The sequence below is a fragment of the Aureimonas sp. Leaf427 genome, assembly GCF_001425485.1.
Taxonomy (GTDB): domain Bacteria; phylum Pseudomonadota; class Alphaproteobacteria; order Rhizobiales; family Rhizobiaceae; genus Plantimonas.
This window is the reverse complement of record NZ_LMQW01000023.1, coordinates 262,081-285,799: the sequence shown is the minus strand read 5'-3', so window position 1 is coordinate 285,799 and position 23,719 is coordinate 262,081. Positions and strand designations below refer to the sequence as shown.

Below are 23,719 nucleotides of genomic sequence, written 5' to 3'. Positions count from 1 at the left end.
ATGCTGCGCGACGAAGACCGCATCTTCACCAATATCTACGGCCTGAAGGACAAGAGCCTGAAGGGCGCGATGGCGCGCGGCCATTTCGACGGCACCGGCGAGATCATCGCCAAGGGGCGCGACTGGATCATCAACGAGATGAAGGCGTCCGGCCTTCGCGGTCGCGGCGGCGCGGGCTTCCCGACCGGTCTCAAATGGTCCTTCATGCCGAAGGAATCGGACGGTCGTCCGCATTACCTCGTCATCAACGCCGACGAATCCGAACCCGGAACCTGCAAGGACCGGGACATCATGCGCAACGACCCCTTCACACTGGTGGAGGGCTGCATCATCGCCGGTTTCGCGATGGGCGCGCATGCCTGCTACATCTACGTGCGCGGCGAATATGTCCGCGAGCGCGAGGCGCTCCAGCGCGCCATCGACGAGTGCTACGACGCAGGCCTTCTCGGTCGGAACAACAAGTGCGGCTGGGACTACGACATCGTCGTCCACCACGGCGCCGGCGCCTACATCTGCGGCGAGGAGACCGCGCTTCTCGAAAGCCTCGAGGGCAAGAAGGGCCAGCCCCGCCTGAAGCCGCCGTTCCCGGCGAACATGGGACTTTACGGCTGCCCGACGACGGTTAACAACGTTGAGTCCGTCGCCGTCGCGCCGACGATCCTGCGCCGCGGCGGCGCCTGGTTCTCCGGTATCGGCCGGGCCAACAACACGGGCACCAAGCTCTTCTGCATTTCCGGCCATGTCGAGCGTCCCTGCACGGTCGAGGAGGCCATGGGCATCCCCTTCCGCGAGCTCATCGAGAAGCATTGCGGCGGCATCCGCGGCGGCTGGGACAACCTCCTCGCGGTCATTCCCGGCGGCTCCTCGGTGCCGCTCGTGCCGGCCAAGGACATCATCGACGCGCCCATGGACTTCGACGGTCTGCGCGACATCAAGACCTCGCTCGGCACCGCCGCGGTCATCGTCATGGACAAGTCGACCGACATCGTCCGCGCGATCGCTCGTCTCTCCTACTTCTACAAGCACGAGAGCTGCGGCCAGTGCACGCCGTGCCGCGAAGGCACGGGCTGGATGTGGCGCCTCATGGAGCGCATGGTCGTCGGCAATGCCGAGAAGCGCGAGATCGACATGCTGCTCGACGTGACCAAGCAGGTCGAGGGCCACACGATCTGCGCCCTCGGCGACGCCGCGGCGTGGCCGATCCAGGGCCTGATGCGCCATTTCCGGTCGGAAGTTGAGCGCCGCATCGACGAGTTCTCGCGCAACGGTCATCCCGGCGTGAACCGTCCGCAGATGCTCGAAGCGGCGGAGTAGGCGGGACCATGGTCGAGATCGTCGGGCGCGCGGACATCATCACGGCGGAGAAGGCGGACATTTCGAGTTCGTCCTTCTCGAACTGCGACCTGTCGGAAGCGCGTTTCGAGAATGTCGATCTCTCGGGCAGCGAGTTCGGCAATGTCGACTTCGCTGAGATCGCCGTGACGAACGCCGATCTCAGCGACGCGCATTTTCGCAATGTCGATCTGACGAACGCGCGTTTCGAAGACGCGGCGGTCGAGGGTCTGACGATCAACGGGATCGGCATCGCCGACCTCCTCGCGTCCCACGGGGCTGCGAAGACGGCACGAGGCAGCAACTGATATGGCAAAGATCAAGGTCGACGGCACGGAAGTCGAAGTTCCCGATCACTACACGCTGTTGCAGGCGGCGGAGGAGGCGGGTGCCGAGATCCCGCGCTTCTGTTTCCACGAGCGTCTGTCGATCGCCGGCAATTGCCGCATGTGCCTCGTCGAGGTGAAGGGCGGCCCGCCCAAGCCCGCGGCTTCCTGCGCCATGGGCGTCAAGGACCTGCGCCCCGGCCCGAACGGCGAGGCGCCTGAAATCTTCACCAACACGCCGATGGTGAAGAAGGCCCGCGAGGGCGTGATGGAGTTCCTGCTGATCAACCACCCGCTGGATTGCCCGATCTGCGATCAGGGCGGCGAGTGCGATCTCCAGGATCAGGCCATGGCCTTCGGCGTCGACAACTCGCGTTATCGCGAGAACAAGCGCGCCGTCGAGGACAAGTATATCGGCCCGCTCGTCAAGACGATCATGACGCGCTGCATTCACTGCACGCGCTGCGTCCGCTTCACGACCGAAGTCGCCGGCATTTCGGAGCTGGGCCTCGTCGGCCGCGGCGAGGATGCCGAGATCACGACCTATCTCGAGCAGGCCATGACCTCCGAGCTGCAGGGCAACGTGATCGACCTGTGCCCGGTCGGCGCGCTGACATCGCGGCCCTATGCCTTCCAGGCGCGGCCCTGGGAACTGACCAAGACCGAGACGATCGACGTGATGGATGCCGTCGGCTCCTCGATCCGCGTCGACACGCGCGGTCGCGAGGTCATGCGCATCCTGCCGCGCACGAACGAGCAGATCAACGAGGAGTGGATCTCGGACAAGACGCGCTTCGTCTGGGATGGGCTGCGCACCCAGCGTCTCGACCGCCCCTATGTTCGCAAGGACGGCCGCCTCCAGCCCTCCAGTTGGGCGGAAGCCTTCGGCGCGATCAAGGCGAAGGTTTCCGCGACCGCTCCGGGCCGGATCGGCGCCATCGCGGGCGATCTCGCCGCCGTCGAAGATCTCTGGGCTCTGAAGCGCCTGATGGGCGAACTCGGCTCGGCCCATCTCGACGTGCGCCAGGACGGCGCCGCCCTCGACCCGGCCGATGGGCGTGCGTCCTATCTCTTCAACACGACCATTACCGGCATCGAGGATGCGGACGCGCTTCTGATCATCGGAGCCAACCCGCGCTTCGAGGCCTCGGTACTCAACGCCCGCATCCGCAAGCGCTGGCGCATGGGCGGGTTCCCGATCGGCGTGATCGGCGAGAATGCCGATCTTCGCTACGACGCCGTCTATCTCGGCGCAGGGCCCGACACGCTGTCGGATATCGACGGCGCGAGCCACGAATTCTACGAGGCTTTGCGGGCCGCCAAGAAGCCGATGATCGTCGTCGGGCAGGGCGCGATCTCCGGGCCGAACGGCGCGTCCGTCCTCGCCTCGGTTGCCGCCCTCGCGCGTGAGATCGGCGCGGTAACGGACGGCTGGAACGGATTCAACGTGCTGCACAATGCGGCCTCGCGCGTCGGCGGTCTCGATATCGGCTTCGTGCCGGGCGAGGGTGCTTCGAATGCGGCGGAGATGGCCGGAGGGTCGGTCGATCTCCTCTTCAATCTCGGCGCCGACGAGATCGAGATCGCGGCGGGTCCCTTCGTCGTCTATGTCGGCACCCATGGCGACAAGGGCGCGCATCGCGCCGACGTCATCCTGCCCGGTGCCGCCTATACGGAGAAGTCCGGTACCTGGGTGAACACCGAAGGCCGGGCCCAGACCGGCAGCCGTGCCGCCTTTCCGCCGGGCGACGCCCGCGAGGAATGGGCGATCTTCCGCGCGCTTTCGGCCGTCCTCGGCAAGCCGCTGCCCTTCGACTCGCTCTCCGCGCTGCGCGCCGAGCTTTACGCCGCCCATCCGCATATGCGCTCGGACGCCGTCACGGCGGCCGATCCCTCGGCGGTGACGGCGCTCGCCGATCGGGCGGGCACGGTGACGGGCGCCGGTTTCCGCGCCGGGATCACGGATTTCTACCTGTCGAACCCGATCGCTCGGGCCTCGAAGGTCATGGCCGAATGCTCGAGGCTCGCCCAGGCCGAGCATCTCGAAGCTGCGGAATAAGGATCGCCCGCCGTGTCGGACTTTTTCTCCCTCTATGCTTGGCCGGCGATCGTCATCGCCGCGCAGAGCGTGCTCTTCCTCGTCGTCCTTCTCGTCCTCATCGCCTACATTCTGCTGGCCGATCGCAAGATCTGGGCGGCGGTGCAGATGCGTCGCGGGCCGAACGTGGTCGGCCCCTTCGGTCTCTTCCAGTCCTTCGCCGATCTGCTGAAGTTCGTTCTGAAGGAGCCGGTGATCCCGGCCTCCGCCGACAAGGCCGTCTTCCTTTTGGCGCCGCTCGTCGCGGTGACGCTGGCGCTCGCGACCTTCGCCGTCGTGCCCGTGGCCGACGGCTGGGTCATCGCCGACGTGAACATCGGCATCCTCTATATCTTCGCCATCTCCTCTCTGGAGGTCTACGGCGTGATCATGGGCGGCTGGGCGTCGAACTCGAAATACGCCTTTCTCGGCGCGCTTCGCTCGGCGGCGCAGATGGTCTCCTACGAAGTCTCGATCGGCTTCGTGATCGTCACCGTGCTTCTCTGCGTCGGTTCGCTGAACCTTACCGACATCGTGCTCGCGCAAGGGAACGGCATCGGCACCCGCATCGGCCTGCCCAACACGTTCCTCGACTGGCACTGGCTGTCGCTCTTCCCGATGTTCATCATCTTCTTCATCTCGGCGCTTGCCGAGACGAACCGGCCGCCCTTCGACCTTCCGGAAGCCGAATCGGAACTCGTCGCCGGTTTCATGGTCGAGTACGGATCGACCCCGTACATGATGTTCATGCTGGGCGAGTATGCCGCCATCACCCTGATGTGCTGCCTCACCACCATCCTCTTCCTTGGTGGATGGCTGCCGCCCTTCAATTTCGCGCCTTTCACCTGGGTCCCCGGCGTCATCTGGTTCCTGGCCAAGGTCGCGCTCGTCTTCTTCATGTTCGCCATGGTGAAGGCCTTCGTGCCCCGCTACCGCTACGATCAGCTGATGCGTCTGGGCTGGAAGGTCTTCCTGCCGATCTCGCTCGGCATGGTCGTCATCACCGCCTTCGTCCTCAAGATCACCGGCACGGTGCCGGCGTGACGGACCCCGCCCTTCTCGGCGCGCTAGTGGGCCTTGCGATCGGAATCGCCGATTTCGTCGCCCTCGGCCTGGTGCGCACGCCGAGACGGGGCGGCGCCGGCCTTTCCTTGAAGCTCGTGCGGGGCATGTCCCTCGTCGTGTTTCCGATCGTTGGCTGGTTCGCCGGCCCCATCGTCGCCTCGAGCCTTGCAGGCTGATCCATGAGTGCCATCGCACAGACCGTCCGCTCGCTGTTTCTCCTGGAGTTCGTGAAGGCCTTCGGCCTTTCCATGCGCTACTTCTTCGCGCCGAAATCCACGATCAACTACCCGTTCGAGAAGAACCCGCAGAGCCCGCGCTTCCGTGGCGAGCATGCTCTGCGCCGCTATCCGAACGGCGAGGAGCGGTGCATCGCCTGCAAGCTCTGCGAGGCGATCTGCCCGGCCCAGGCCATCACCATCGAGGCCGGCCCGCGCCGCAACGACGGCACGCGCCGGACCGTGCGCTACGACATCGACATGGTGAAGTGCATCTATTGCGGCTTCTGCCAGGAGGCCTGCCCGGTCGACGCGATCGTCGAGGGTCCGAACTTCGAGTTCTCGACGGAAACGCGCGAGGAGCTCTACTACGACAAGGAGCGGCTGCTCGCGAACGGCGATCGCTGGGAGCGGGAAATCGCCGAGAATATTGCGCTCGACGCACCTTACCGCTAATCGGGGGCGATAGCGGGAGAGGGCGCTTCGCCTTCCCGCAATCTCAATCGGCCCCGAGACGATCGACCGTCGGTCCGCCCTTCCAGACGAAGGGAGGGGCCGACGCAACATTCGACGACGACGCACCTGCGACGACCACACCTGCGACGACAAGGAGCCCGTTCATGCTGGGCCTTCAGGCTTTCTTCTTCTACGTCTTCGCCTTCGTGACGGTCGGCGCGGCCATGATGGTCGTCCTGTCGCGCAATCCGGTGCACTCCGTGCTCTTCCTGATTCTGACCTTCGTCAGCGCGGCCGGTCTCTTCCTGCTCACGGGCGCCGAGTTCCTCGCGCTGATCCTGATCGTCGTCTATGTCGGCGCCGTCGCAGTGCTCTTCCTCTTCGTCGTGATGATGCTCGACGTCGATTTCGCGGCTCTGAAGAAGGGTGCTCTCGAATATGCGCCGATCGGCGCGATCATCGGCATCGTGCTGCTCGCGGAACTCGTCGTCGCCGTGACCGGCAACGTCTATCGCCCGTCGCCGACCGCGGTGACGGCCATGCCCATGCCCTCGCTGGCGGTGACGTCCAACATCGAGGCGCTCGGGCTCGTGCTCTACACGCGCTACGTCTTCTTCTTCCAGGTGGCCGGTCTCATCCTCTTCGTCGCGATGATCGGGGCGATCGTCCTGACGCTTCGCCACAAGGTCGGCATCCGCCGCCAGTCCATTCCGCAGCAGGTCGCCCGCACGCCGGAGACGGCCATCGAAATCCGCAAGGTCAAGAGCGGCCAAGGCCTCTGAGTGCCGGCACGAAGGATATGTCCATGGAAGTCGGTCTCGGCCACTACCTCACCGTCGGCGCCATCCTCTTCGTGACGGGTGTCTTCGGCATCTTCCTGAACCGGAAGAACGTCATCACGATCCTGATGTCGATCGAGCTGATCCTGCTCTCGGTCAATCTCAACCTCGTCGCCTTCTCGTCCTTCCTGAACGATCTCACCGGTCAGGTCTTCGCGCTGTTCATCCTGACCGTCGCCGCGGCGGAAGCCGCCATCGGCCTCGCCATCCTCGTCGTCTTCTTCCGCAACCGCGGCTCGATCGCGGTCGAAGACGTCAACACCATGAAAGGCTGAGCCGAGCGATGTATCAGACGATCGTCCTCCTTCCGCTCATCGGCTTCCTGATCGTCGGGTTCTTCGGCAACTCGATCGGCGCCAAGGTCTCCGAATACATCACGACCGGCCTTCTGATCGTCTCGGCGGTCCTGTCCTGGATCGCGTTCATCTCCTTTGGCTTCGGCGAAGGTCTGGTGCAGCATGTCGAGCTTCTGCAGTGGATGCAGTCGGGTTCGCTCGACGTCTCGTGGTCGCTGCGCATCGACCGGCTGACGCTCGTCATGCTCGTCGTCGTGAACACCGTCTCGGCGCTCGTGCACACCTATTCCATCGGCTACATGCACCACGATCCGCATCGGCCGCGCTTCTTCGCCTATCTCTCGCTCTTCACCTTCGCCATGCTCATGCTGGTGACGTCGAACAATCTCGTGCAGATGTTCTTCGGCTGGGAGGGCGTCGGCCTCGCCTCCTACCTGCTGATCGGATTCTGGTACAAGAAGCCGACCGCCAACGCGGCCGCGATGAAGGCCTTCGTCGTCAACCGCGTCGGCGATTTCGGCTTCGCGCTCGGCATTTTCGGCCTCTTCGCCGTCTTCGGTTCTGTGAACTTCGACACGATCTTCTCGGGCGCCGCCTCCATCGCGGGCGAGCTCGGCCATGAAGCCGGCGCGGCTGCCGAAGGTGCGGCGCATGCTTCCGACATCGTGCTGACCTTCGCCGGCTATCCGCTGACGATGGGAACGGCGCTGACCGTCATCTGCCTGCTTCTCTTCATGGGCGCGATGGGCAAGTCGGCGCAGCTCGGCCTGCACACTTGGCTTCCCGACGCCATGGAAGGCCCGACCCCGGTTTCGGCCCTGATCCATGCCGCGACCATGGTGACCGCCGGCGTCTTCATGCTGGCCCGCATGTCGCCCGTCTTCGAGCTCAGCCATTCCGCGCTGACCTTCGTGACCTTCATCGGCGCGACCACGGCCTTTTTCGCCGCGACGGTCGGTCTGGTGCAGAACGACATCAAGCGCGTCATCGCCTATTCGACCTGTTCGCAGCTCGGCTACATGTTCGTCGCGCTCGGCGTCGGTGCCTATGGTGCGGCGGTGTTTCACCTCTTCACGCACGCCTTCTTCAAGGCTCTGCTCTTCCTGGGCGCCGGCTCGGTTATCCATGCCGTCTCCGACGAGCAGGACATGCGCAACATGGGCGGGCTTCGCAAGCACATCCCGAAGACCTACTGGATGATGGTCATCGGCACGCTGGCGCTGACCGGCTTCCCGCTGACGGCCGGGTATTACTCAAAGGACGCGATCATCGAGAGCGCCTTCGTCGGCCATAACAGCTTCGCCATGTACGGCTTCGGCATGACGGTGATCGCCGCGCTGATGACGAGCTTCTACTCCTGGCGCCTGATCTTCATGACCTTCCACGGCAAGCCGCGGGCGAGCCACGAGGTCATGCACCACATCCACGAGTCGCCGCCGATCATGCTCGTGCCGCTCTACATTCTCGCCACCGGTGCGATCCTCGCCGGCATCGTCTTCGCGCCCTTCTTCATCGGCGAGGGCTATGGCGAGTTCTGGAACGCCGCGCTCTTCACCGGGGCGGAGAACCACGTTCTGCACGACATGCACTCGGTGCCCTTCCTGGTGAAGATGTCGCCCTTCATCGCGATGGTGATCGGCTTCGTGCTCGCCTGGCAGTTCTACATTCGCAAGCCGTACATGCCGGCCAGGATCGCCGTGACGCATCGCGGGCTCTACAAGTTCCTCCTGAACAAGTGGTACTTCGACGAGCTCTACGACTTCCTGTTCGTGCGCTCCGCCAAGGCGCTCGGCCGCTTCCTCTGGAAGCAGGGCGACGGGCAGGTCATCGACCGTCTCGGCCCCGACGGCATCGCGGCCCGCGTCATGGATGTGACGGACCGCGCTGTGCGCCTGCAGACCGGATATCTCTACCACTACGCCTTCGCCATGCTGATCGGCGTCGCCGCGCTCGTGACCTGGATGATGGTCGGAGGAGCAAGCTGATGAGCCTCGACTTTCCCATCCTGTCGCTGGTGACCTTCGCGCCGCTGGTCGGCGTGGTGCTGATCATGCTGATGGGCGGCGAGACGCCGGCGCAGAAGCACAACATCCGGCTGATCGCGCTCTACACGACCGTGATCACCTTCGTTCTCTCGCTCTTCGTCTGGGGCTCGTTCGACGAGACCGATCCCGGCTTCCAGATGGTTGAGCGGGCCGATTGGCTCGGAACGGGCATCACCTATCACATGGGCGTCGACGGCATTTCGCTGCTCTTCGTCATTCTGACGACCTTCCTCATGCCGATCTGCATCCTGGCCAGCTGGGAATCCGTGCAGACGCGGGTGAAGGAGTACATGATCGCCTTCCTCGTCCTGGAGACGCTCGTCGTCGGCGTGTTCTGCTCGCTCGACATCGTGCTGTTCTACATCTTCTTCGAGGGCGGCCTCATTCCGATGTTCCTCATCATCGGCGTGTGGGGCGGCAAGCGCCGCGTCTATGCGAGCTACAAGTTCTTCCTCTACACGTTCCTCGGCTCGGTCCTGATGCTCGTCGCCATGATGGCGATGTACTGGACCGCCGGCACGTCCTCGATCCCCGAGCTGCTCCAGGCGCGCTTCCCCGCCGAGATGCAGACCTGGCTGTGGCTCGCCTTCTTCGCGAGCTTCGCGGTGAAGATGCCGATGTGGCCGGTCCACACCTGGCTGCCGGACGCGCACGTCGAGGCGCCGACGGCGGGTTCCGTCATCCTGGCCGGCATTCTCCTGAAGCTCGGCGGCTACGGCTTCATCCGCTTCTCGCTGCCCATGTTCCCGCTGGCATCGGCAGATTTCGCGCCGCTCGTCTTCGCGCTCTCGGCCGTCGCGATCATCTACACCTCGCTGGTCGCGTTGATGCAGGAGGATATCAAGAAGCTGATCGCCTATTCGTCCGTCGCCCATATGGGCTTCGTGACCATGGGTATCTTCGCGGCGAACGAGCAGGGCCTCCAGGGCGCGATCTTCCAGATGCTGAGCCACGGCCTCGTCTCGGGCGCGCTCTTCCTCTGCGTCGGCGTCGTCTACGACCGCATGCACACGCGCGACATCGCCGCCTATGGCGGTCTCGTCAGCCGCATGCCGGCCTACGCGACCGTGTTTCTGCTCTTCACCATGGCCAATGTCGGCCTGCCCGGCACGTCCGGCTTCGTCGGCGAGTTCCTGACGCTGCTCGGGGTCTTCCGCGCCAACACCTGGGTCGCGATCTTCGCCACGACCGGCGTCATCCTGTCGGCCGCCTATGCTCTCTGGCTCTACCGCCGGGTGATCTTCGGCGCGCTGACGAAGGACTCGCTGAAGGGCATTCTCGATCTCGACCGGCGGGAGAAGATCCTTCTCTACCCGCTGGCCGTGCTCACCATCTTCTTCGGCGTCTATCCGATGCCGGTTTTCAACGTGACGGCGGCCTCCGTCGACACGCTCCTGAAGAGCTACACCGCAGCACTCGAGGCGGCTCAGGCCGTCGCGTTGGCGCAGTGATCGAAAGACGCGACCGATGCTGACCGAAACCCTCTCCGGAAGCCTTTCGCTCATCGCGCCCGAGGTCATCCTCGCGGGCGGCGCGATGCTGCTTCTGATGCTCGGCGTTTTCCTCGGGGAGGGGAGCGCGAAGCTCGTCTCGACCCTGTCCGTCGCGCTCGTCGTGGTCGCGGCTCTCTGGCTGATCTTCGCGACGCCGACGGGCGTGGCCTTCAACGGGTCCTTCGTCCTCGATCCCTTCGCGCGCTACATGAAGCTCGTCGTTCTGATCGGATCGGGCGCGGTCATCGTCATGTCCGCGAGCTTTGCCGAGATCGAGAAGTTCCATCGCTTCGAGTTCCCGGTTCTTCTGATCCTCGCAACGATCGGCATGATGCTGATGGTCTCGGCGGGCGATCTGATCGCGCTCTATCTCGGCCTCGAGCTCCAGTCGCTCGCACTCTACGTCATCGCCGCCTTCAATCGGGACAATGTCCGCTCGACCGAGGCCGGCCTGAAGTACTTCATCCTCGGCGCTCTCTCGTCGGGCATGCTGCTCTACGGCTCGTCCATGGTCTACGGCTTCACCGGCCAGATCGAGTTCGGCGCCATCGCCACCGCGCTCGCTTCGGAGGGCCGCACCTTTGGCCTCGCCGTCGGCCTCGTCTTCGTCATCGCCGGCCTCGCCTTCAAGATCTCGGCCGTGCCGTTCCACATGTGGACGCCCGACGTCTATGAAGGCGCGCCGACCCCGGTGACGGCCTTCTTCGCGGGCGCGCCGAAGGTCGCCGCGATCGCGCTTCTCACCCGCTTCACCGTCGAAGGCTTCGCGCCGCTGACGGGGGACTGGCAGCAGGTCGTCGTCTTCATCTCGATCGCCTCCATGGGCCTCGGCGCCTTCGCCGCGATCGGCCAGCGCAACATCAAGCGCCTGATGGCCTATTCCTCGATCGGCCATATGGGCTTCGCGCTCGTCGGTCTCGCCGCCGCCAATGTCGAGGGGGTGCGCGGTGTGCTCCTCTACATGGCGATCTACATGACGATGACGCTCGGCTGCTTCGCCGTGATCCTCGCGATGCGCCGCCGCGATGGAATGGTGGAGGACATCAGCGAGCTTTCGGGCCTGTCGCGCACCAACCCGATCATGGCGCTTCTTCTGACCATCCTCATGCTGTCGCTGGCGGGCCTGCCGCCCCTGGCAGGCTTCTTCGCCAAGTACTTCGTCTTCATGGCGGCGGTGGAGTCGGGTCTCTATGGCCTCGCGATCATCGGCGTTCTGACCAGCGTCGTCGGTCTGTACTACTATCTTCGAATCGTGAAGGTGATGTGGTTCGACGAGCCGGTCGAGGCCTTCGTGCCGATGGCGATGGAGCTTCGGGTCGTGCTCGGCGCGTCCGCTCTCTTCATCTTCCCGGTCTATCTCCTCGTCGGCGGATCGCTCTTCGCCGCAGCCGAAGCCGCCGCTAGGACGTTCTTCTGACGGTGGGGCAGGGCCGCAAGGCGGCGCGCCGCCGTCTCGCGCTCGACGAGGTCGGGTCGACCAATGTCGTCGCCCTGGAGGCGGCGCGCGCCGGCGATCCCGGTCCGCTGTGGATCACCGCGGCCCGCCAGTCGGCAGGGCGCGGTCGTCGCGGGCGGGAATGGGTGTCGGAGACCGGCAATCTCTACACGAGCCTTTTGCTGATCGATCCGGCGTGGCCGAACGACCTTCTGAACCTGCCTCTCGTCGTCGCGCTGGGCGTTCGCGACGGCCTCGCCGGCCTGACGATCGGCGACAGGCCCTCCGTCGGGATCAAATGGCCGAACGACATCCTCGTCGATGGCCGGAAATCGGTCGGCATCCTTATCGAGAGCGAGCGCCTCTCCGACGGCCGCGTGGCTTGCGTCGTCGGCTGCGGGGTCAATATCGAGCACTGTCCCGAGAACACGCCCTATCCGGTGACGAGCCTTCGTCTTTCCGGCATCCCGGCGAGCGTCGAGGCCGTTTTCGAGGCGCTGGCCGAGGGCGTCGAGAGCGCTCTGGCGCTCTGGGACGGCGGGCGGAACTTCGCCGCGATCCGCGAGAATTGGCTGTCTCATGCCGCCGGCGTCGGCGGTCCGTGCACGATCAATCTCGCCGAGGGCAGCCTGACCGGGCGCTTCGTCGGCCTCGATCTCGATGGAAGGCTGATCCTGGAGGAGGACGGCGGGCGCCGCCGCTCCATATCGGCGGGTGATCTCTTTCTGCTGGGAGCCGGAGGGCAGCGAGCCGCGCCCGACCGCTTCGAGCCACGACATTGACGATGAGCCGCATCGCATAACGGCAACATGATTCTAGATATGAACCAGCGGATTCCCGCTTTGAAGATGAAGTGATAAGACCTTGACAGAACTCGTATTCCTGCCGCTCGGCGGCATCGGTGAGATCGGTATGAATCTCGCCGCCTACGGCTATGGGCCCGAGCACGACCGCCAGTGGATGGTCGTCGATTGCGGTGTGTCCTTTGCCGGCCCGGACTTTCCCGGCGTCGATCTGATCTTCCCTGACATCCGCTTTCTCGAGCGCAACCGCGCGCGGATCGCCGGGATCGTCATCACTCACGCGCACGAAGACCATTACGGCGCGCTGCTCGATCTCTGGCCGCGCCTGAAGGCGCCGGTTCATGCGACGCCGTTCACGGCGGCGCTCCTCGCAGCCAAGCGCGAGGGCGAGCCGGGCGCGCCGAAGATCCCGGTCACGATCTTCAACGCCGGTGAGACGTTCCAGGTGGGTCCGTTCTCGGTCGAGGCGATCAACGTCACGCACTCGATCCCGGAGCCTGTGGCGCTTGCGATCCGCACGCCGCTCGGCACGGTGCTCCACACCGGCGACTGGAAGATCGACGCCCATCCCGCGCTCGGCGCGCCGACCGACGAGAAGCGTCTGCGGGAGATCGGCGACGAGGGCGTCCTGGCGCTCGTCTGCGACTCGACGAACGCGATGCGCGACGGCGTCAGCCCCAGCGAGTCGGAGGTTGGCGTTTCGCTTCGCGAGATCATCCAGGAGGCGAGCGGGCGCGTGGCGGTCACGACCTTCTCGTCCAATATCGGCCGCATCCGCGCCGTCGCCCAGGCGGCCGCCGATTCCGGCCGCCAGACCCTGCTTCTCGGCCGCTCGATGAAGCGCATGGTCGATGTCGCGGGCGAACTCGGCTATCTCGAAGGTCTCCCGCCGTTCCTCGATGAACAGGACTTCGGCTACATCCCGCGCGAGAAGGCCGTGATCATCCTGACGGGCAGCCAGGGCGAGCCGCGCGCTGCGCTCGCCCGCCTGGCGCGGGACGAACATCCGACGGTCGCCTTGTCGAAGGGCGATGCGGTCATCTTCTCCTCCCGCGCCATTCCTGGCAACGAGAAGGGCATCGTCGATATCAAGAACGCGCTGATCGAGCAGGGCGTCGAGATCATCGAGGATCGCGACCGGCTGGTCCACGTCTCCGGCCATCCGCGCCGCAGCGAGATGAAGCAGATGTACGACTGGGTCCGGCCGCAGATCGCCGTTCCCGCCCATGGCGAGGCCGCCCATTTGAAGGCGCATGCGGGTCTCGCGCGCGAGCTCGGCGTCCGCGAGGTGGTGGAGGCGCGCAACGGCAAGATGGTTCGTCTCGCGCCGGGCCCGGCCGAGATCGTCGACGAGATTCCCGCCGGCCGTCTCTACAAAGACGGGACCATGATCGGCACCGCCGAGGAAATGGGCATCCCGGAGCGTCGTCGCCTTTCGCAGGCCGGTCACGTCACGGTTCTGGTCGAGCTGACGCAGAAGCTGGAACTTCGCAACGACCCGGACGTCGTCTGCCTCGGTCTGCCCAAGCGCGACCGCGAGGGCGAGGAGTTCGAGGAAGGCCTGATCGATGCCGTCGCCGAGGCGATCGAGAGCATTCCGCGCGAGCGTCGCAAGGATCTCGACCTCGTCCGCGAAGCGGCGCGCAGAGCCGCCCGTGCCGAGGTGAACTCCGTCTGGGGCAAGAAGCCGATCGTTACCGTCTTCGTCATCCGAAGCTGACGGCGCTTTCATGCCCTCTCGGCTCGACCCCATCGCCGTCGCGGCTCCCGATCGCGGAGCCGTGGCGGGGGGTGGTCCGGACCCTCGTGGCGCGCATCGACGGCCCGTCTCGTTTCGTCACCCGGCCGATTCCGGCGGGGCCCTCGTCGAACTGGAAGAGGTCTGAGCCATGGGCTGGGTCACCGGAATTGCCATCTTCTTCGTGATCTGGTGGACCGTTCTCTTCGCGATCCTGCCGATCGGAATGCGCAGCCAGGTCGACGACGACGACGTAATTCTCGGTACGGCCCACAGCGCGCCGACGAATTTCAGCCTGCCGCGAAAGGTCTTCTGGACGACCTTCGCGTCTCTGCTCGTCTTCGCCGCGTTCTATCTGGTCACGGAAGTCTGGGGAATCGGCCCGGACAGCCTGCCGCACTTCATTCCCGGCACCTGACAGCAGAGCAGGAGATAGCTTACCGAGCTTGGCTGCGATGCTTCCGGCCAAGGCTCGGGCGAGACAGGGCTCTCGTTTTTTGCGCATCCGTCTCGCGCAAAGGCGCAACCCGTTTCAAGCGTGATCGGACGCCGTCACGCATTATCAGGCCAATGAAAAGCACAAAAAAAATGCAAGACTTTCGTCTTGCATTTAAAATTGCAGGTCTGGATTTTCCGCCGGATACATTGTCCGGGGCAGCAAGACGAACTTGCGCCGAAAACCACGTCCTCCCGAGACTAGACCGCGCTCCGAGTGTCTTTTCGACTCTCGTGTTATGCCGGCACGATAGAACGCCGCCATCATATTGTCACGTAAAATTTCATGCCTGTATTGCGTGCGCAGCATGGCCGCCGGAACACTGGGCACGCTCCGCTGAAGAAATGAGCAGGCAGGCGCGCCGCCTTTCCAAGCTTCCGGCGAGCCGCTATGAGGGCAGGTGCGCGCTCGGCCGGATAAAATCCGGACGGGTGCCTTGATTCAGCCGAAGACGAGCCCGACGAACGGCCGGATAGACCGGTCGGCGAAACCTTCTCCGCCCGAACCCGCCGTGCCTGGGATCCTCCGGGCCGGACATTCCCGAAAGTGCGATTCCCGAATGCGCCTGTCGCGTTACTTCCTTCCGATCCTGAAAGAAACGCCGAAGGAAGCCGAGATCGTCTCGCATCGGCTCATGCTCCGCGCCGGCATGATCCGGCAGCAGGCCGCCGGCATCTATTCCTGGCTGCCGCTGGGCAAGCGGGTGCTCGACAAGATCAGCGCCATCGTGCGCGAGGAGCAGAACCGGGCCGGCGCCATCGAGATGCTGATGCCGACCATCCAGTCGGCCGATCTCTGGCGCGAAAGCGGGCGCTACGACGACTACGGCAAGGAAATGCTGCGGATCGAGGATCGCCACGAGCGCGAGCTTCTCTTCGGCCCGACCAATGAGGAGATGGTGACGGAGATTTTCCGCTCCTACGTCCGCTCCTACAAGGACCTGCCGCTGAATCTCTACCACATCCAGTGGAAGTTCCGCGACGAGGTGCGCCCCCGTTTCGGCGTCATGCGCTCCCGCGAGTTCCTGATGAAAGACGCCTATTCCTTCGACGTGGACTACGAGTCCTCCAAGGCCTCCTACGATCGCATGTTCGTGGCCTACCTGCGCACGTTCGAGCGGCTGGGCCTGAAGGCCATTCCGATGCGTGCCGATACCGGCCCGATCGGCGGCGAGCTCAGCCACGAGTTCATCATTCTCGCCTCCACCGGCGAGAGCCAGGTCTTTTGCCACAAGGACTTCCTGTCGCTCGCCGTTCCGGGCGAGGGGCTCGACTTCGACGACGCCGCTTCGCTGGCGAAGATCGTCGACGATTGGACGACGCCTTACGCGGCGACCGAGGAGATGCACGACGAAGCCGCCTTCGCCGCGCTGCCCGAGGCCGACCGCGTCGCCGCGCGCGGTATCGAGGTCGGACACATCTTCCACTTCGGCACGAAATATTCCGAACCGATGAAGGCCGTCGTCACCGGTCCCGACGGCAAGGACACGCCCGTCTTCATGGGCTCCTATGGCATCGGCCCGAGCCGCCTGATCGCGGCGATCATCGAGGCGAGCCACGACGAGGCCGGTATCATCTGGCCGAAGGGCGTCGCGCCCTTCGATGTCGGCATCATCAACATGAAGCCCGGCGATGCCGATTGCGACGCCGCCTGCGACCGGCTCTATGCCGAGCTGCAGGCCGCCGGCCATGACGTGCTGCTCGATGACGAGGACACCCGCGCCGGCGCCAAGTTCGCGACGATGGACCTGATCGGCCTGCCCGTGCAGGTCATCGTCGGCCCGCGCGGCGCCAAGGCCGGCGAGGCCGAGGTGAAGATCCGCGCGACCGGCGAGCGCGAGACCCTGCCGATCGACGGCGTTCTCCAGCGGCTTGCCGGATGACGGTCGCCACGGCCGGGACGCCCGCGCGAGAGAGGCCCGCGACGCTGGCGACGCGCCCATTCTCGCGCTTCGAATGGATGATCGCGGTGCGCTATCTGCGCGCCCGGCGGCGCAACCGCGGCGTCTCGGCGATCGCCGGCTTCTCCTTCGCCGGCATCGCGCTCGGCGTCGCCGCTCTCATCATCGTCATGTCGGTGATGAACGGCTTCCGTACGGAACTGCTCAGCCGCATTCTGGGCGTCAACGGCCATATCGTGGTCAACTGGTCCGACACGCCGATGACCGACTACCGGGACGTCGCCTCGCGCGTCTCGGCCGTCCCCGGCGTCGCCTATGCCATGCCGCTTGTCCAGGGCGAGGTTCTGGCGACCGGTCCGACGGGCGGCCGCGCGCCGGCGCTCGTCAAGGGCGTCGCCGGCGCCGATCTTCTGAAGCTCCAGCCGGTCTCCTCCAACGTCCTTCTCGGCACGCTGGACGGGTTCGACACGGGCGGCGGGCTGGCGATCGGCAGCCGTCTCGCCCAGGCGCTCGGCATCTCGCTCGGCGACCAGATCACGCTTCTGGCGCCCGAAGGCGACCAGACGCCGCTCGGCGTCGTGCCGCGCCGCAAGTCCTATCCCGTCACCGCCATCTTCGAGATCGGCCTGTCCGATTTCGACAAGGCCTATGTCTATATGCCCTTCGCGGAGGCACAGCTCTTCTTCAACGAGGAGGACAGGGCGCAGTCCGTCGAGGTCTTCGTCACCGATCCCGACAAGGTGCGCGAACTCCAGGCGGGGGTCGAGCAGGCGGCGGCGCGGCCGAACTACACCTACACCTGGCAGCAGGTGAACGAGTCCTTCTTCTCCGCCCTTCAGGTGGAGCGGAACGTCATGTTCATCATCCTGACGCTGATCGTTCTCGTCGCCACGCTCAACATCATTTCCGGTCTCTTCATGCTCGTGAAGGACAAGGGCAGCGACATTGCGATCCTGCGCACCATGGGCACGACCCGCGCGACGATCATGCGCGTCTTCATGATCACCGGCGTCTCGATCGGCGTGATCGGAACGATCGTCGGCCTGATCCTCGGCGTGACCTTCTGCCTGAACATCGAGAATCTCCGGCAGTTCTTCTCCTGGATCTCCGGCCGCAGCCTCTTCGATCCCAACCTCTACTTCCTCAGCCGCCTCCCGGCGGAAGTGGACGTGTCGGAGGTCGCGACGGTCGTCGCGGTGACGATCGGCCTCTCCTTCGCGGCCACCATCTTCCCCGCCTGGCGGGCATCCCGCCTCGATCCGGTCGAAGCCCTGAGATACGAATGACCGACGGCCTGCATTCCCTCCGCCTCGACCGCGTCGAACGCCATTATCCGCAGGGAGAGCAGCGTCTGACGATTCTCGACGGCGCCGATTTCGAGATCATGCCGGGCGAGATGGTGGCGCTCGTCGCGCCGTCGGGCGCGGGCAAGTCGACGCTTCTGCACATTGCCGGCCTTCTCGAGCGTCCCGATGGCGGCGAGGTCTACATCAACGGCGAGGCCTGCGGCACGCTGGACGACGCGCGACGCACCGCGATGCGCCGCCAGACGATCGGCTTCGTCTACCAGTTTCACCATCTCCTGCCGGAGTTCTCCGCGCTGGAGAACGTCATGCTGCCGCAGCTCGTCGCGGGTCTGTCGCACAAGGAGGCGGCCGAGCGGGCGCGCCAGCTCCTCGACTACATGCGGATCGGACAGCGCGCGTCGCATCGCCCGGCGGAGCTGTCCGGCGGCGAGCAGCAGCGCGTCGCGATTGCCAGGGCGGTGGCCAACAATCCGTTCGTGCTTCTGGCGGACGAGCCGACCGGCAATCTCGATCCGACGACGTCGGGCTATGTCTTCGATGCGCTGACGGCCCTCGTGCGCCAGTCCGGTGTCGCCGCGCTGATCGCGACCCACAACCATCAGCTGGCCGCCCGCATGGATCGGGCGATCACGATCGAGGGCCGCAAGATCGTTCCGCTGAGCCTGCGAACGGGCCTTTAGACTTTCTTCACCATCTGTCATCGTGGCCTACAGGAGGCCGGTTGACTCGCGCTTTGAAAAGGAACAAAACAAGAACATCGAAACACGGAGACAGATGTCATGACCTTCTTCCTCAAGGATCTTGCCTCGCTCGCCGCCGTCGCCGTCTTCTTCACGGGCTTTTCCGTGATGGTTTACGCGCTCTGACCAGCCGCCTTTCCTGTTGAAACCGAAGGGCTTGGGCTTTCCTTTCGGCGTCAGCCGGCGCGAAGGTGAGCCTCGGCGGCAGACGGATCGGAGTGGACCATGGGCGAGGCGCAGAAGCCTGACGGCAAGGGACCCGACGGTGCGGCAGCGGCACCGCTGAAGTTCATCCATCTGCGCACGCACAGCGCCTTCTCGCTTCTCGAAGGCGCTCTTCGGATCGACCAGATCGTGAAGCACGCCAAGTCCGACGGCGCGCCCGCTATCGGAATCGCCGACACGAACAATCTCTTCGGCGCTCTCGAATTCTCGGAGAAGGCAGCGAAATCGGGCGTCCAGCCGATCGTCGGCTGTCAGCTCGATGTCGATTTCGGCGATGCCGATCCCGAGGCATCCTCCTCCCAGCGCGACCGGGCCAATTTGGCGCCGGATGCACCGATGGTGCTGATTGCGGCGACGGAGGAGGGATACGGCAATCTCGTCGAGATCGTTTCGCTCGCCTATCTCGGCCATGAGGCCGATGCCCGCCCGCATGTGAAGATCGACTGGCTGCGCTCCCGGGCCGGCGGCATCATCGCGCTGACGGGCGGTCCGCTCGGGCCGATCGGCTCCGCCATCGCGGCCGGACGCTCCGCGATCGCCAAATCCCGCCTGGAAGCGCTGAGCGCCATCTACGGCGACCGGCTCTATGTCGAGCTGCAGCGGCAGGAGGGGCGGGGGCGCCGGATCGAAAGCGAGACCGTGCAGCTCGCCTATGCGATGGACCTGCCGCTCGTCGCGACCAACGAGCCCTTCTTCTTCTGCCCCGACGATTTCGACGCGCACGACGCGTTGATCGCGGTGGCCTGCAACCGGCTCGTCAGCCACGAGGACCGGCGCCGCCTGACGCGCGACCACTGCCTGAAAAGCCAGGCCGAAATGGCCGTCCTCTTCGCCGATCTGCCGGAGGCGCTGGACAACACGATCGAGATCGCGCGCCGCTGTTCCTACCGGCCGCGCACGCGCAAGCCGATCCTGCCGCGCTTTGCCGGCGCGGATGCCGATCCCGCCGAGGCCGAGCGCGTCGAGGCGCTGGAGCTGCGCCGTCAGGCGGAGGAGGGGCTCGAGGCGCGTCTCGCGATGCACGGGCCCTGCGAGGGCCAGACAGTCGAGGTCTATCGCGCGCGGCTCGCCTTCGAGCTCGACGTCATCGAGCGCATGAAGTTTCCCGGCTACTTCCTGATCGTCGCCGACTTCATCAAATGGGCGAAGGCGCAAGGAATCCCGGTCGGGCCGGGCCGTGGTTCGGGCGCGGGCTCGCTCGTCGCCTATTCGCTGACGATCACCGATCTCGATCCGCTGCGGTTCAATCTTCTCTTCGAGCGCTTCCTGAACCCAGACCGCGTCTCGATGCCGGACTTCGACATCGACTTCTGCCAGGACCGGCGCGGTGAGGTCATCCGCTACGTTCAGGACAAGTACGGCCGCGAGCAGGTCGGGCAGATCATCACCTTCGGAACGCTGCAGGCGCGCGCCTGCCTGCGCGACGTCGGCCGCGTGCTCGAAATGAGCTACGGCCATGTCGACAAGCTCTGCAAGATGGTGCCCGCGAACCCCGCCAATCCCGTGACGCTCGCGCAGGCGCTTATCGAGGAGCCGCGCCTGCAGGAGGCGCGCGAGAAGGAGGAAATCGTCGATCGCCTGATCTCGATCGCGCTGAAGCTGGAGGGCCTCTACCGCCACGCCTCGACGCACGCCGCCGGCATCGTCATCGGCGATCGGCCCCTGTCGAAGCTCGTGCCCATGTATCGCGACCCGCGCTCCGACATGCCGGTGACGCAGTACAACATGAAATGGGTGGAGCAGGCCGGACTCGTGAAGTTCGACTTCCTCGGCCTGAAGACGCTGACGACGCTGAAGACGGCGGTCGATCTCATCGCCCGGCGCGGCGTCGACATCGATCTCGGCAGCCTGCCGCTCGACGACAAGAAGTCCTACGAGATGCTGACGCGCGGCGAGACCGTCGGCGTGTTCCAGGTGGAATCGGTCGGCATGCGCAAGGCGCTGATCGGCATGCGGCCCGATCGGTTCGAGGACATCATCGCCCTCGTCGCGCTCTATCGTCCGGGCCCGATGGAGAACATCCCGACCTACAATGCCTGCAAACACGGGGAGGAGGAGCCGGACTTCCTCCACCCGATGATCGAGAGCATCCTGAAGGAGACGCAGGGCGTCATCATCTATCAGGAACAGGTGATGCAGATCGCCCAGGTTCTGTCGGGCTATTCGCTCGGCGAGGCCGATCTTCTGCGCCGCGCCATGGGCAAGAAGATCCGCGCGGAGATGGATGTTCAGCGCGTCCGATTCGTCGAAGGCGCCGTGAAGAACGGGCTGACCAAGCCCCAGTCGAACATGATCTTCGACCTTCTGGCAAAGTTCGCCGACTACGGCTTCAACAAGAGCCACGCGGCCGCCTATGCGCTCGTCGCCTACCAGACCGCCTATCTGAAGGCGAACTTCCCGGCCGAGTTCCTGGCCGCGTCGATGACGCTCGACACCGGCAACACCGACAAGCTGAACGACTTCCGCATGGACGCCGCGCGGCTCGGGATCGAGGTCGTTCCGCCCTCCGTCCAGACGTCGCACAAGGCTTTCGAAGTCGACGGCAACCGGATCTTCTACTCGCTCGCCGCCATCAAGGGCGTCGGCGAGCAGGCGGTGGAGCACATCGTCGCCGCGCGGGGCGACCGGGGCTTTGCCAGCCTCGAGGACTTCTGCGCACGGATCGACCCGAAGATCGTCAACAAGCGGACGCTCGAAAGCCTGATCGCCGCAGGTGCGCTCGACACGTTCGGCCATGACCGCGCCCGGCTGACCACCAATCTTGAACGCCTGTCCGGCTATGCCGCCCGTCTCGCGGAAGGCCGCAGCTCCGGGCAGAACGACATGTTCGGCGGCTCCGGTGCCGAGCCCGAGCGGCTTTACCTCAACGAAGGGCAGGGCTGGACCTCAACCGAAAAGCTGATGCGCGAGTTCGGGGCGATCGGCTTCTACCTCTCGGCGCATCCGCTGGACGAGTACAGCGCGACGCTGAAGCGCCTCAACGTGAAGACCCATGCCGACGTCGTCGCCGGCGTCCGGCGTGGCGCGACCGCCGGCAAGCTCGCCGGCACCGTCACCTCCCGTCAGGAGCGCAAGACGCGGACCGGCGGGAAGATCGGCATCATCTCGCTCTCGGATTCCAGCGGTCAATACGAGGTCGTGCTGTTCTCCGAGATGCTGACACAATATCGCGAGCTGCTGGAACCCGGCGCTTCCGTCATCATCCTCGTCGGCGCCGAGGAGCGCCCGGAGGGCGTTTCGCTGCGCGCTCAGTCGGTGCAATCGCTGGAAGACGAGGCCGTGCGCATGCAGAAGGCGCTCCGCGTCTTCATGCGCGACGCGGCGCCCCTGAATGCGTTCCGGGGCCAGCTGCAAGGCGGCGGCGACGCGGAGGTCTCCCTCGTTCTCATCCGCGCGGGCGGCGAGCGCGAGATCGAGATCTCGCTGCCCGGCCGCTACCGCGTCTCCCCGCAGATGGCGAGCGCGATCAAGGCCGCTCCGGGCGTGCTGGAAGTGGAGCTTTCCTAGCTTCAGCCCGGTCCCGCCTTCGACCGTCACTCGAAGAGCTTGAATCGAATGCTGAGCCGTTCCCGCGAAGCGACTCAACCGACTCGCTAAATCTCGTCGCTCTTGCGGAGCGAGGAATCCGGCGCGTCCACCGGCCGGGCCCGGAACGTGTGCCCGGTTTCGATCGATGCGTTGCCGAACTTCGCTCTGAGCCGGTCGAGGGCGGCCTCTGCCAGCGCGCGTTTGCCGGCCGCGGGGTCCACGAGATCGGGCGGGTCGGCGAGATGGGCGGGCTCGAAATCGTTGCAGCCGATGCCGATCAGGCGGAATCGTGTCCCGTCGAGTTCCTTCTCGATCATGCGCCGCCCGGCATCGAAGATTCGGTCGGCGAGGCGCGTCGGATCGGCGAGCTTTCGGTTGCGCGTGCGGATCTTGAAATCGGCGGTCTTCAGCTTGAGGACGATGGTCGAGGCGGCCAGATCCGTCGCCTTCAGCCGCCGCGCCACCTTCTCCGAAAGCTGGCGCAGGATGGGCAGGAGATCCTCGCGAGAGGAGAGATCGGCATTGAAGGTCGTCTCGGCCGAGATGCTCTTGGCCTCGCCGCGCGGGTTGACGCTGCGCGTGTCCAACCCGCGCGCGAGGCGCCAAAGGCGCTGACCGGTCGTGCCATGCCGGCGCATCAGGTCCGTCTCGCTCATCGACTGAAGCTGAGCGATACGCGTCAGCCCGTCGCGGGCCAGTACGGCCGATGTCGCGGCGCCGACGCCCCAGATGGCGGAGATCGGCCGTTCCGCGAGAAAGCCGAGCGTCTCCGCTCTCCCGATGACGGAGAATCCGCGCGGCTTCTGCAGATCGGATGCGATCTTGGCTAGGAACTTGTTGTGCGAGAGACCGATCGAGACGGAAATCCGCAGGTCGCGCTCGATGCCGGCGGCGAGCCGCGCCAGCGTCACGGCGCTCGGCTCGCCGTGCATTCGTTCCGTGCCGGACAGGTCCATGAAGGCTTCGTCGATGGAGAGTGGCTCGACGAGCGGCGTGATGGCGCGCATGCGCTCGCGCACCTCGCGGCCGACCTCGGCATATTTCGCCATGTCGGGCCGTATGATGACCGCCTCCGGGCAGAGCTGAAGCGCCTTGAACATCGGCATGGCGGAGCGAACGCCCTTGATTCGGGCGATGTAGCAGGCCGTCGTCACGACGCCGCGCTTGCCGCCGCCGATGATCAGCGGCTTGTCCGCAAGGTCCGGCCGGTCGCGCTTTTCGACCGCGGCATAGAAGGCGTCGCAGTCGAGATGGGCGATGGACAGCGAGGCGAGTTCGGGATGGCGCAGAACACGCGGACTGCCGCAGGAAAGGCACCGGCGTGCGCCGTCTCCCGCCTGCGCGAGGCAATCGCGGCAGACCCCTGAGATCGAAAATCTCGGAGCGATGGCAGGGGCTTCCAT

The 23,719-nt window shown here is 65.3% G+C and carries 19 protein-coding genes; 18 read left to right on the top strand and 1 reads right to left on the bottom strand.

The genetic code is table 11. From position 1 onward, the window contains the following. From nuoF to dnaE, 18 genes are all read left to right on the top strand, one after another. Window positions 1–1,314: an NADH-quinone oxidoreductase subunit NuoF gene (gene nuoF / locus ASG62_RS14680; RefSeq protein ID WP_056691742.1), complete on the top strand. Its 1,314-nt coding sequence runs from the start codon at window positions 1–3 to the stop codon at window positions 1,312–1,314. Between the two features lie 8 nt (window positions 1,315–1,322). Beyond that, on the top strand, window positions 1,323–1,640 hold the full coding sequence (locus tag ASG62_RS14675) for a pentapeptide repeat-containing protein (RefSeq protein ID WP_056691740.1): 318 nt from the start codon (window positions 1,323–1,325) through the stop codon (window positions 1,638–1,640). Between the two features lies 1 nt (window position 1,641). Further along, window positions 1,642–3,717, top strand: a complete 2,076-nt coding sequence (nuoG, locus tag ASG62_RS14670) for an NADH-quinone oxidoreductase subunit NuoG (RefSeq protein WP_057180464.1) — start codon at window positions 1,642–1,644, stop codon at window positions 3,715–3,717. A 12-nt stretch (window positions 3,718–3,729) separates the two neighbouring features. Beyond that, window positions 3,730–4,779: an NADH-quinone oxidoreductase subunit NuoH gene (gene nuoH, locus ASG62_RS14665; RefSeq protein ID WP_056691738.1), complete on the top strand. Its 1,050-nt coding sequence runs from the start codon at window positions 3,730–3,732 to the stop codon at window positions 4,777–4,779. Then, complete coding sequence (locus ASG62_RS14660; RefSeq protein ID WP_056691735.1) at window positions 4,776–4,976, top strand: hypothetical protein; 201 nt, start codon at window positions 4,776–4,778, stop codon at window positions 4,974–4,976. Before nuoH ends, ASG62_RS14660 begins: the two co-directional genes overlap by 4 nt. Before the next feature lie 3 nt (window positions 4,977–4,979). Beyond that, window positions 4,980–5,471, top strand: coding sequence for an NADH-quinone oxidoreductase subunit NuoI (nuoI, locus tag ASG62_RS14655; protein ID WP_056691732.1), 492 nt, complete (start codon window positions 4,980–4,982; stop codon window positions 5,469–5,471). 167 nt (window positions 5,472–5,638) lie between these two features. Beyond that, a complete protein-coding gene (locus tag ASG62_RS14650; RefSeq protein ID WP_082537071.1) occupies window positions 5,639–6,253 on the top strand; it encodes an NADH-quinone oxidoreductase subunit J in 615 nt (204 codons plus the stop codon). Window positions 6,254–6,276: 23 nt separating this feature from the next. Next, window positions 6,277–6,585, top strand: a complete 309-nt coding sequence (gene nuoK / locus ASG62_RS14645) for an NADH-quinone oxidoreductase subunit NuoK (protein ID WP_056691727.1) — start codon at window positions 6,277–6,279, stop codon at window positions 6,583–6,585. 8 nt (window positions 6,586–6,593) lie between these two features. Then, window positions 6,594–8,591: an NADH-quinone oxidoreductase subunit L gene (gene nuoL, locus ASG62_RS14640; protein ID WP_056691723.1), complete on the top strand. Its 1,998-nt coding sequence runs from the start codon at window positions 6,594–6,596 to the stop codon at window positions 8,589–8,591. Continuing rightward, complete coding sequence (locus ASG62_RS14635) at window positions 8,591–10,102, top strand: NADH-quinone oxidoreductase subunit M (protein WP_056691719.1); 1,512 nt, start codon at window positions 8,591–8,593, stop codon at window positions 10,100–10,102. The genes nuoL and ASG62_RS14635 overlap by 1 nt, the downstream gene beginning before the upstream one ends. Before the next feature lie 16 nt (window positions 10,103–10,118). Next, on the top strand, window positions 10,119–11,561 hold the full coding sequence (nuoN, locus tag ASG62_RS14630; protein ID WP_056691716.1) for an NADH-quinone oxidoreductase subunit NuoN: 1,443 nt from the start codon (window positions 10,119–10,121) through the stop codon (window positions 11,559–11,561). A gap of 2 nt (window positions 11,562–11,563) precedes the next feature. After that, a complete protein-coding gene (locus tag ASG62_RS14625) occupies window positions 11,564–12,361 on the top strand; it encodes a biotin--[acetyl-CoA-carboxylase] ligase (RefSeq protein ID WP_156382155.1) in 798 nt (265 codons plus the stop codon). Between the two features lie 130 nt (window positions 12,362–12,491). Next, a complete protein-coding gene (locus tag ASG62_RS14620; protein WP_082537070.1) occupies window positions 12,492–14,102 on the top strand; it encodes a ribonuclease J in 1,611 nt (536 codons plus the stop codon). Window positions 14,103–14,271: 169 nt separating this feature from the next. Then, window positions 14,272–14,538, top strand: coding sequence for a DUF1467 family protein (locus tag ASG62_RS14615; RefSeq protein ID WP_056691705.1), 267 nt, complete (start codon window positions 14,272–14,274; stop codon window positions 14,536–14,538). 637 nt (window positions 14,539–15,175) lie between these two features. Continuing rightward, window positions 15,176–16,498 (top strand): proline--tRNA ligase, encoded by a 1,323-nt coding sequence (proS, locus tag ASG62_RS14610; protein WP_056691702.1) that lies wholly within the window; start codon window positions 15,176–15,178, stop codon window positions 16,496–16,498. Next, window positions 16,495–17,802 carry a lipoprotein-releasing ABC transporter permease subunit gene (locus ASG62_RS14605; RefSeq protein WP_056691700.1) on the top strand — a complete coding sequence of 436 codons (1,308 nt, stop codon included), beginning with the start codon at window positions 16,495–16,497 and terminating at the stop codon, window positions 17,800–17,802. Before proS ends, ASG62_RS14605 begins: the two co-directional genes overlap by 4 nt. Then, complete coding sequence (locus tag ASG62_RS14600) at window positions 17,799–18,503, top strand: ABC transporter ATP-binding protein (RefSeq protein ID WP_056691697.1); 705 nt, start codon at window positions 17,799–17,801, stop codon at window positions 18,501–18,503. Before ASG62_RS14605 ends, ASG62_RS14600 begins: the two co-directional genes overlap by 4 nt. Window positions 18,504–18,788: 285 nt before the next feature. Further along, a complete protein-coding gene (gene dnaE / locus ASG62_RS14595) occupies window positions 18,789–22,295 on the top strand; it encodes a DNA polymerase III subunit alpha (RefSeq protein ID WP_056691694.1) in 3,507 nt (1,168 codons plus the stop codon). Window positions 22,296–22,381: 86 nt separating this feature from the next. On the opposite strand, the gene ASG62_RS14590 is transcribed toward dnaE, so the two are convergent. Beyond that, the gene (locus ASG62_RS14590) at window positions 22,382–23,719 is read right to left on the bottom strand and encodes a DNA polymerase IV (RefSeq protein WP_056691690.1); all 1,338 of its coding nucleotides are present in this window, start codon (window positions 23,717–23,719) and stop codon (window positions 22,382–22,384) included.

Coding starts and splice junctions, on each gene's coding strand:
- nuoI (WP_056691732.1), top strand. CDS start 4,980: ATGAGTGCCATCGCACAGACCGTCCGCTCGCTGTTTCTCCTGGAGTTC.
- ASG62_RS14605 (WP_056691700.1), top strand. CDS start 16,495: ATGACGGTCGCCACGGCCGGGACGCCCGCGCGAGAGAGGCCCGCGACG.
- nuoF (WP_056691742.1), top strand. CDS start 1: ATGCTGCGCGACGAAGACCGCATCTTCACCAATATCTACGGCCTGAAG.
- proS (WP_056691702.1), top strand. CDS start 15,176: ATGCGCCTGTCGCGTTACTTCCTTCCGATCCTGAAAGAAACGCCGAAG.
- ASG62_RS14600 (WP_056691697.1), top strand. CDS start 17,799: ATGACCGACGGCCTGCATTCCCTCCGCCTCGACCGCGTCGAACGCCAT.
- dnaE (WP_056691694.1), top strand. CDS start 18,789: ATGGGCGAGGCGCAGAAGCCTGACGGCAAGGGACCCGACGGTGCGGCA.
- nuoN (WP_056691716.1), top strand. CDS start 10,119: ATGCTGACCGAAACCCTCTCCGGAAGCCTTTCGCTCATCGCGCCCGAG.
- nuoL (WP_056691723.1), top strand. CDS start 6,594: ATGTATCAGACGATCGTCCTCCTTCCGCTCATCGGCTTCCTGATCGTC.
- nuoG (WP_057180464.1), top strand. CDS start 1,642: ATGGCAAAGATCAAGGTCGACGGCACGGAAGTCGAAGTTCCCGATCAC.
- ASG62_RS14590 (WP_056691690.1), bottom strand. CDS start 23,719: ATGGAAGCCCCTGCCATCGCTCCGAGATTTTCGATCTCAGGGGTCTGC.
- ASG62_RS14635 (WP_056691719.1), top strand. CDS start 8,591: ATGAGCCTCGACTTTCCCATCCTGTCGCTGGTGACCTTCGCGCCGCTG.
- ASG62_RS14615 (WP_056691705.1), top strand. CDS start 14,272: ATGGGCTGGGTCACCGGAATTGCCATCTTCTTCGTGATCTGGTGGACC.
- nuoK (WP_056691727.1), top strand. CDS start 6,277: ATGGAAGTCGGTCTCGGCCACTACCTCACCGTCGGCGCCATCCTCTTC.
- ASG62_RS14675 (WP_056691740.1), top strand. CDS start 1,323: ATGGTCGAGATCGTCGGGCGCGCGGACATCATCACGGCGGAGAAGGCG.
- ASG62_RS14620 (WP_082537070.1), top strand. CDS start 12,492: ATGAATCTCGCCGCCTACGGCTATGGGCCCGAGCACGACCGCCAGTGG.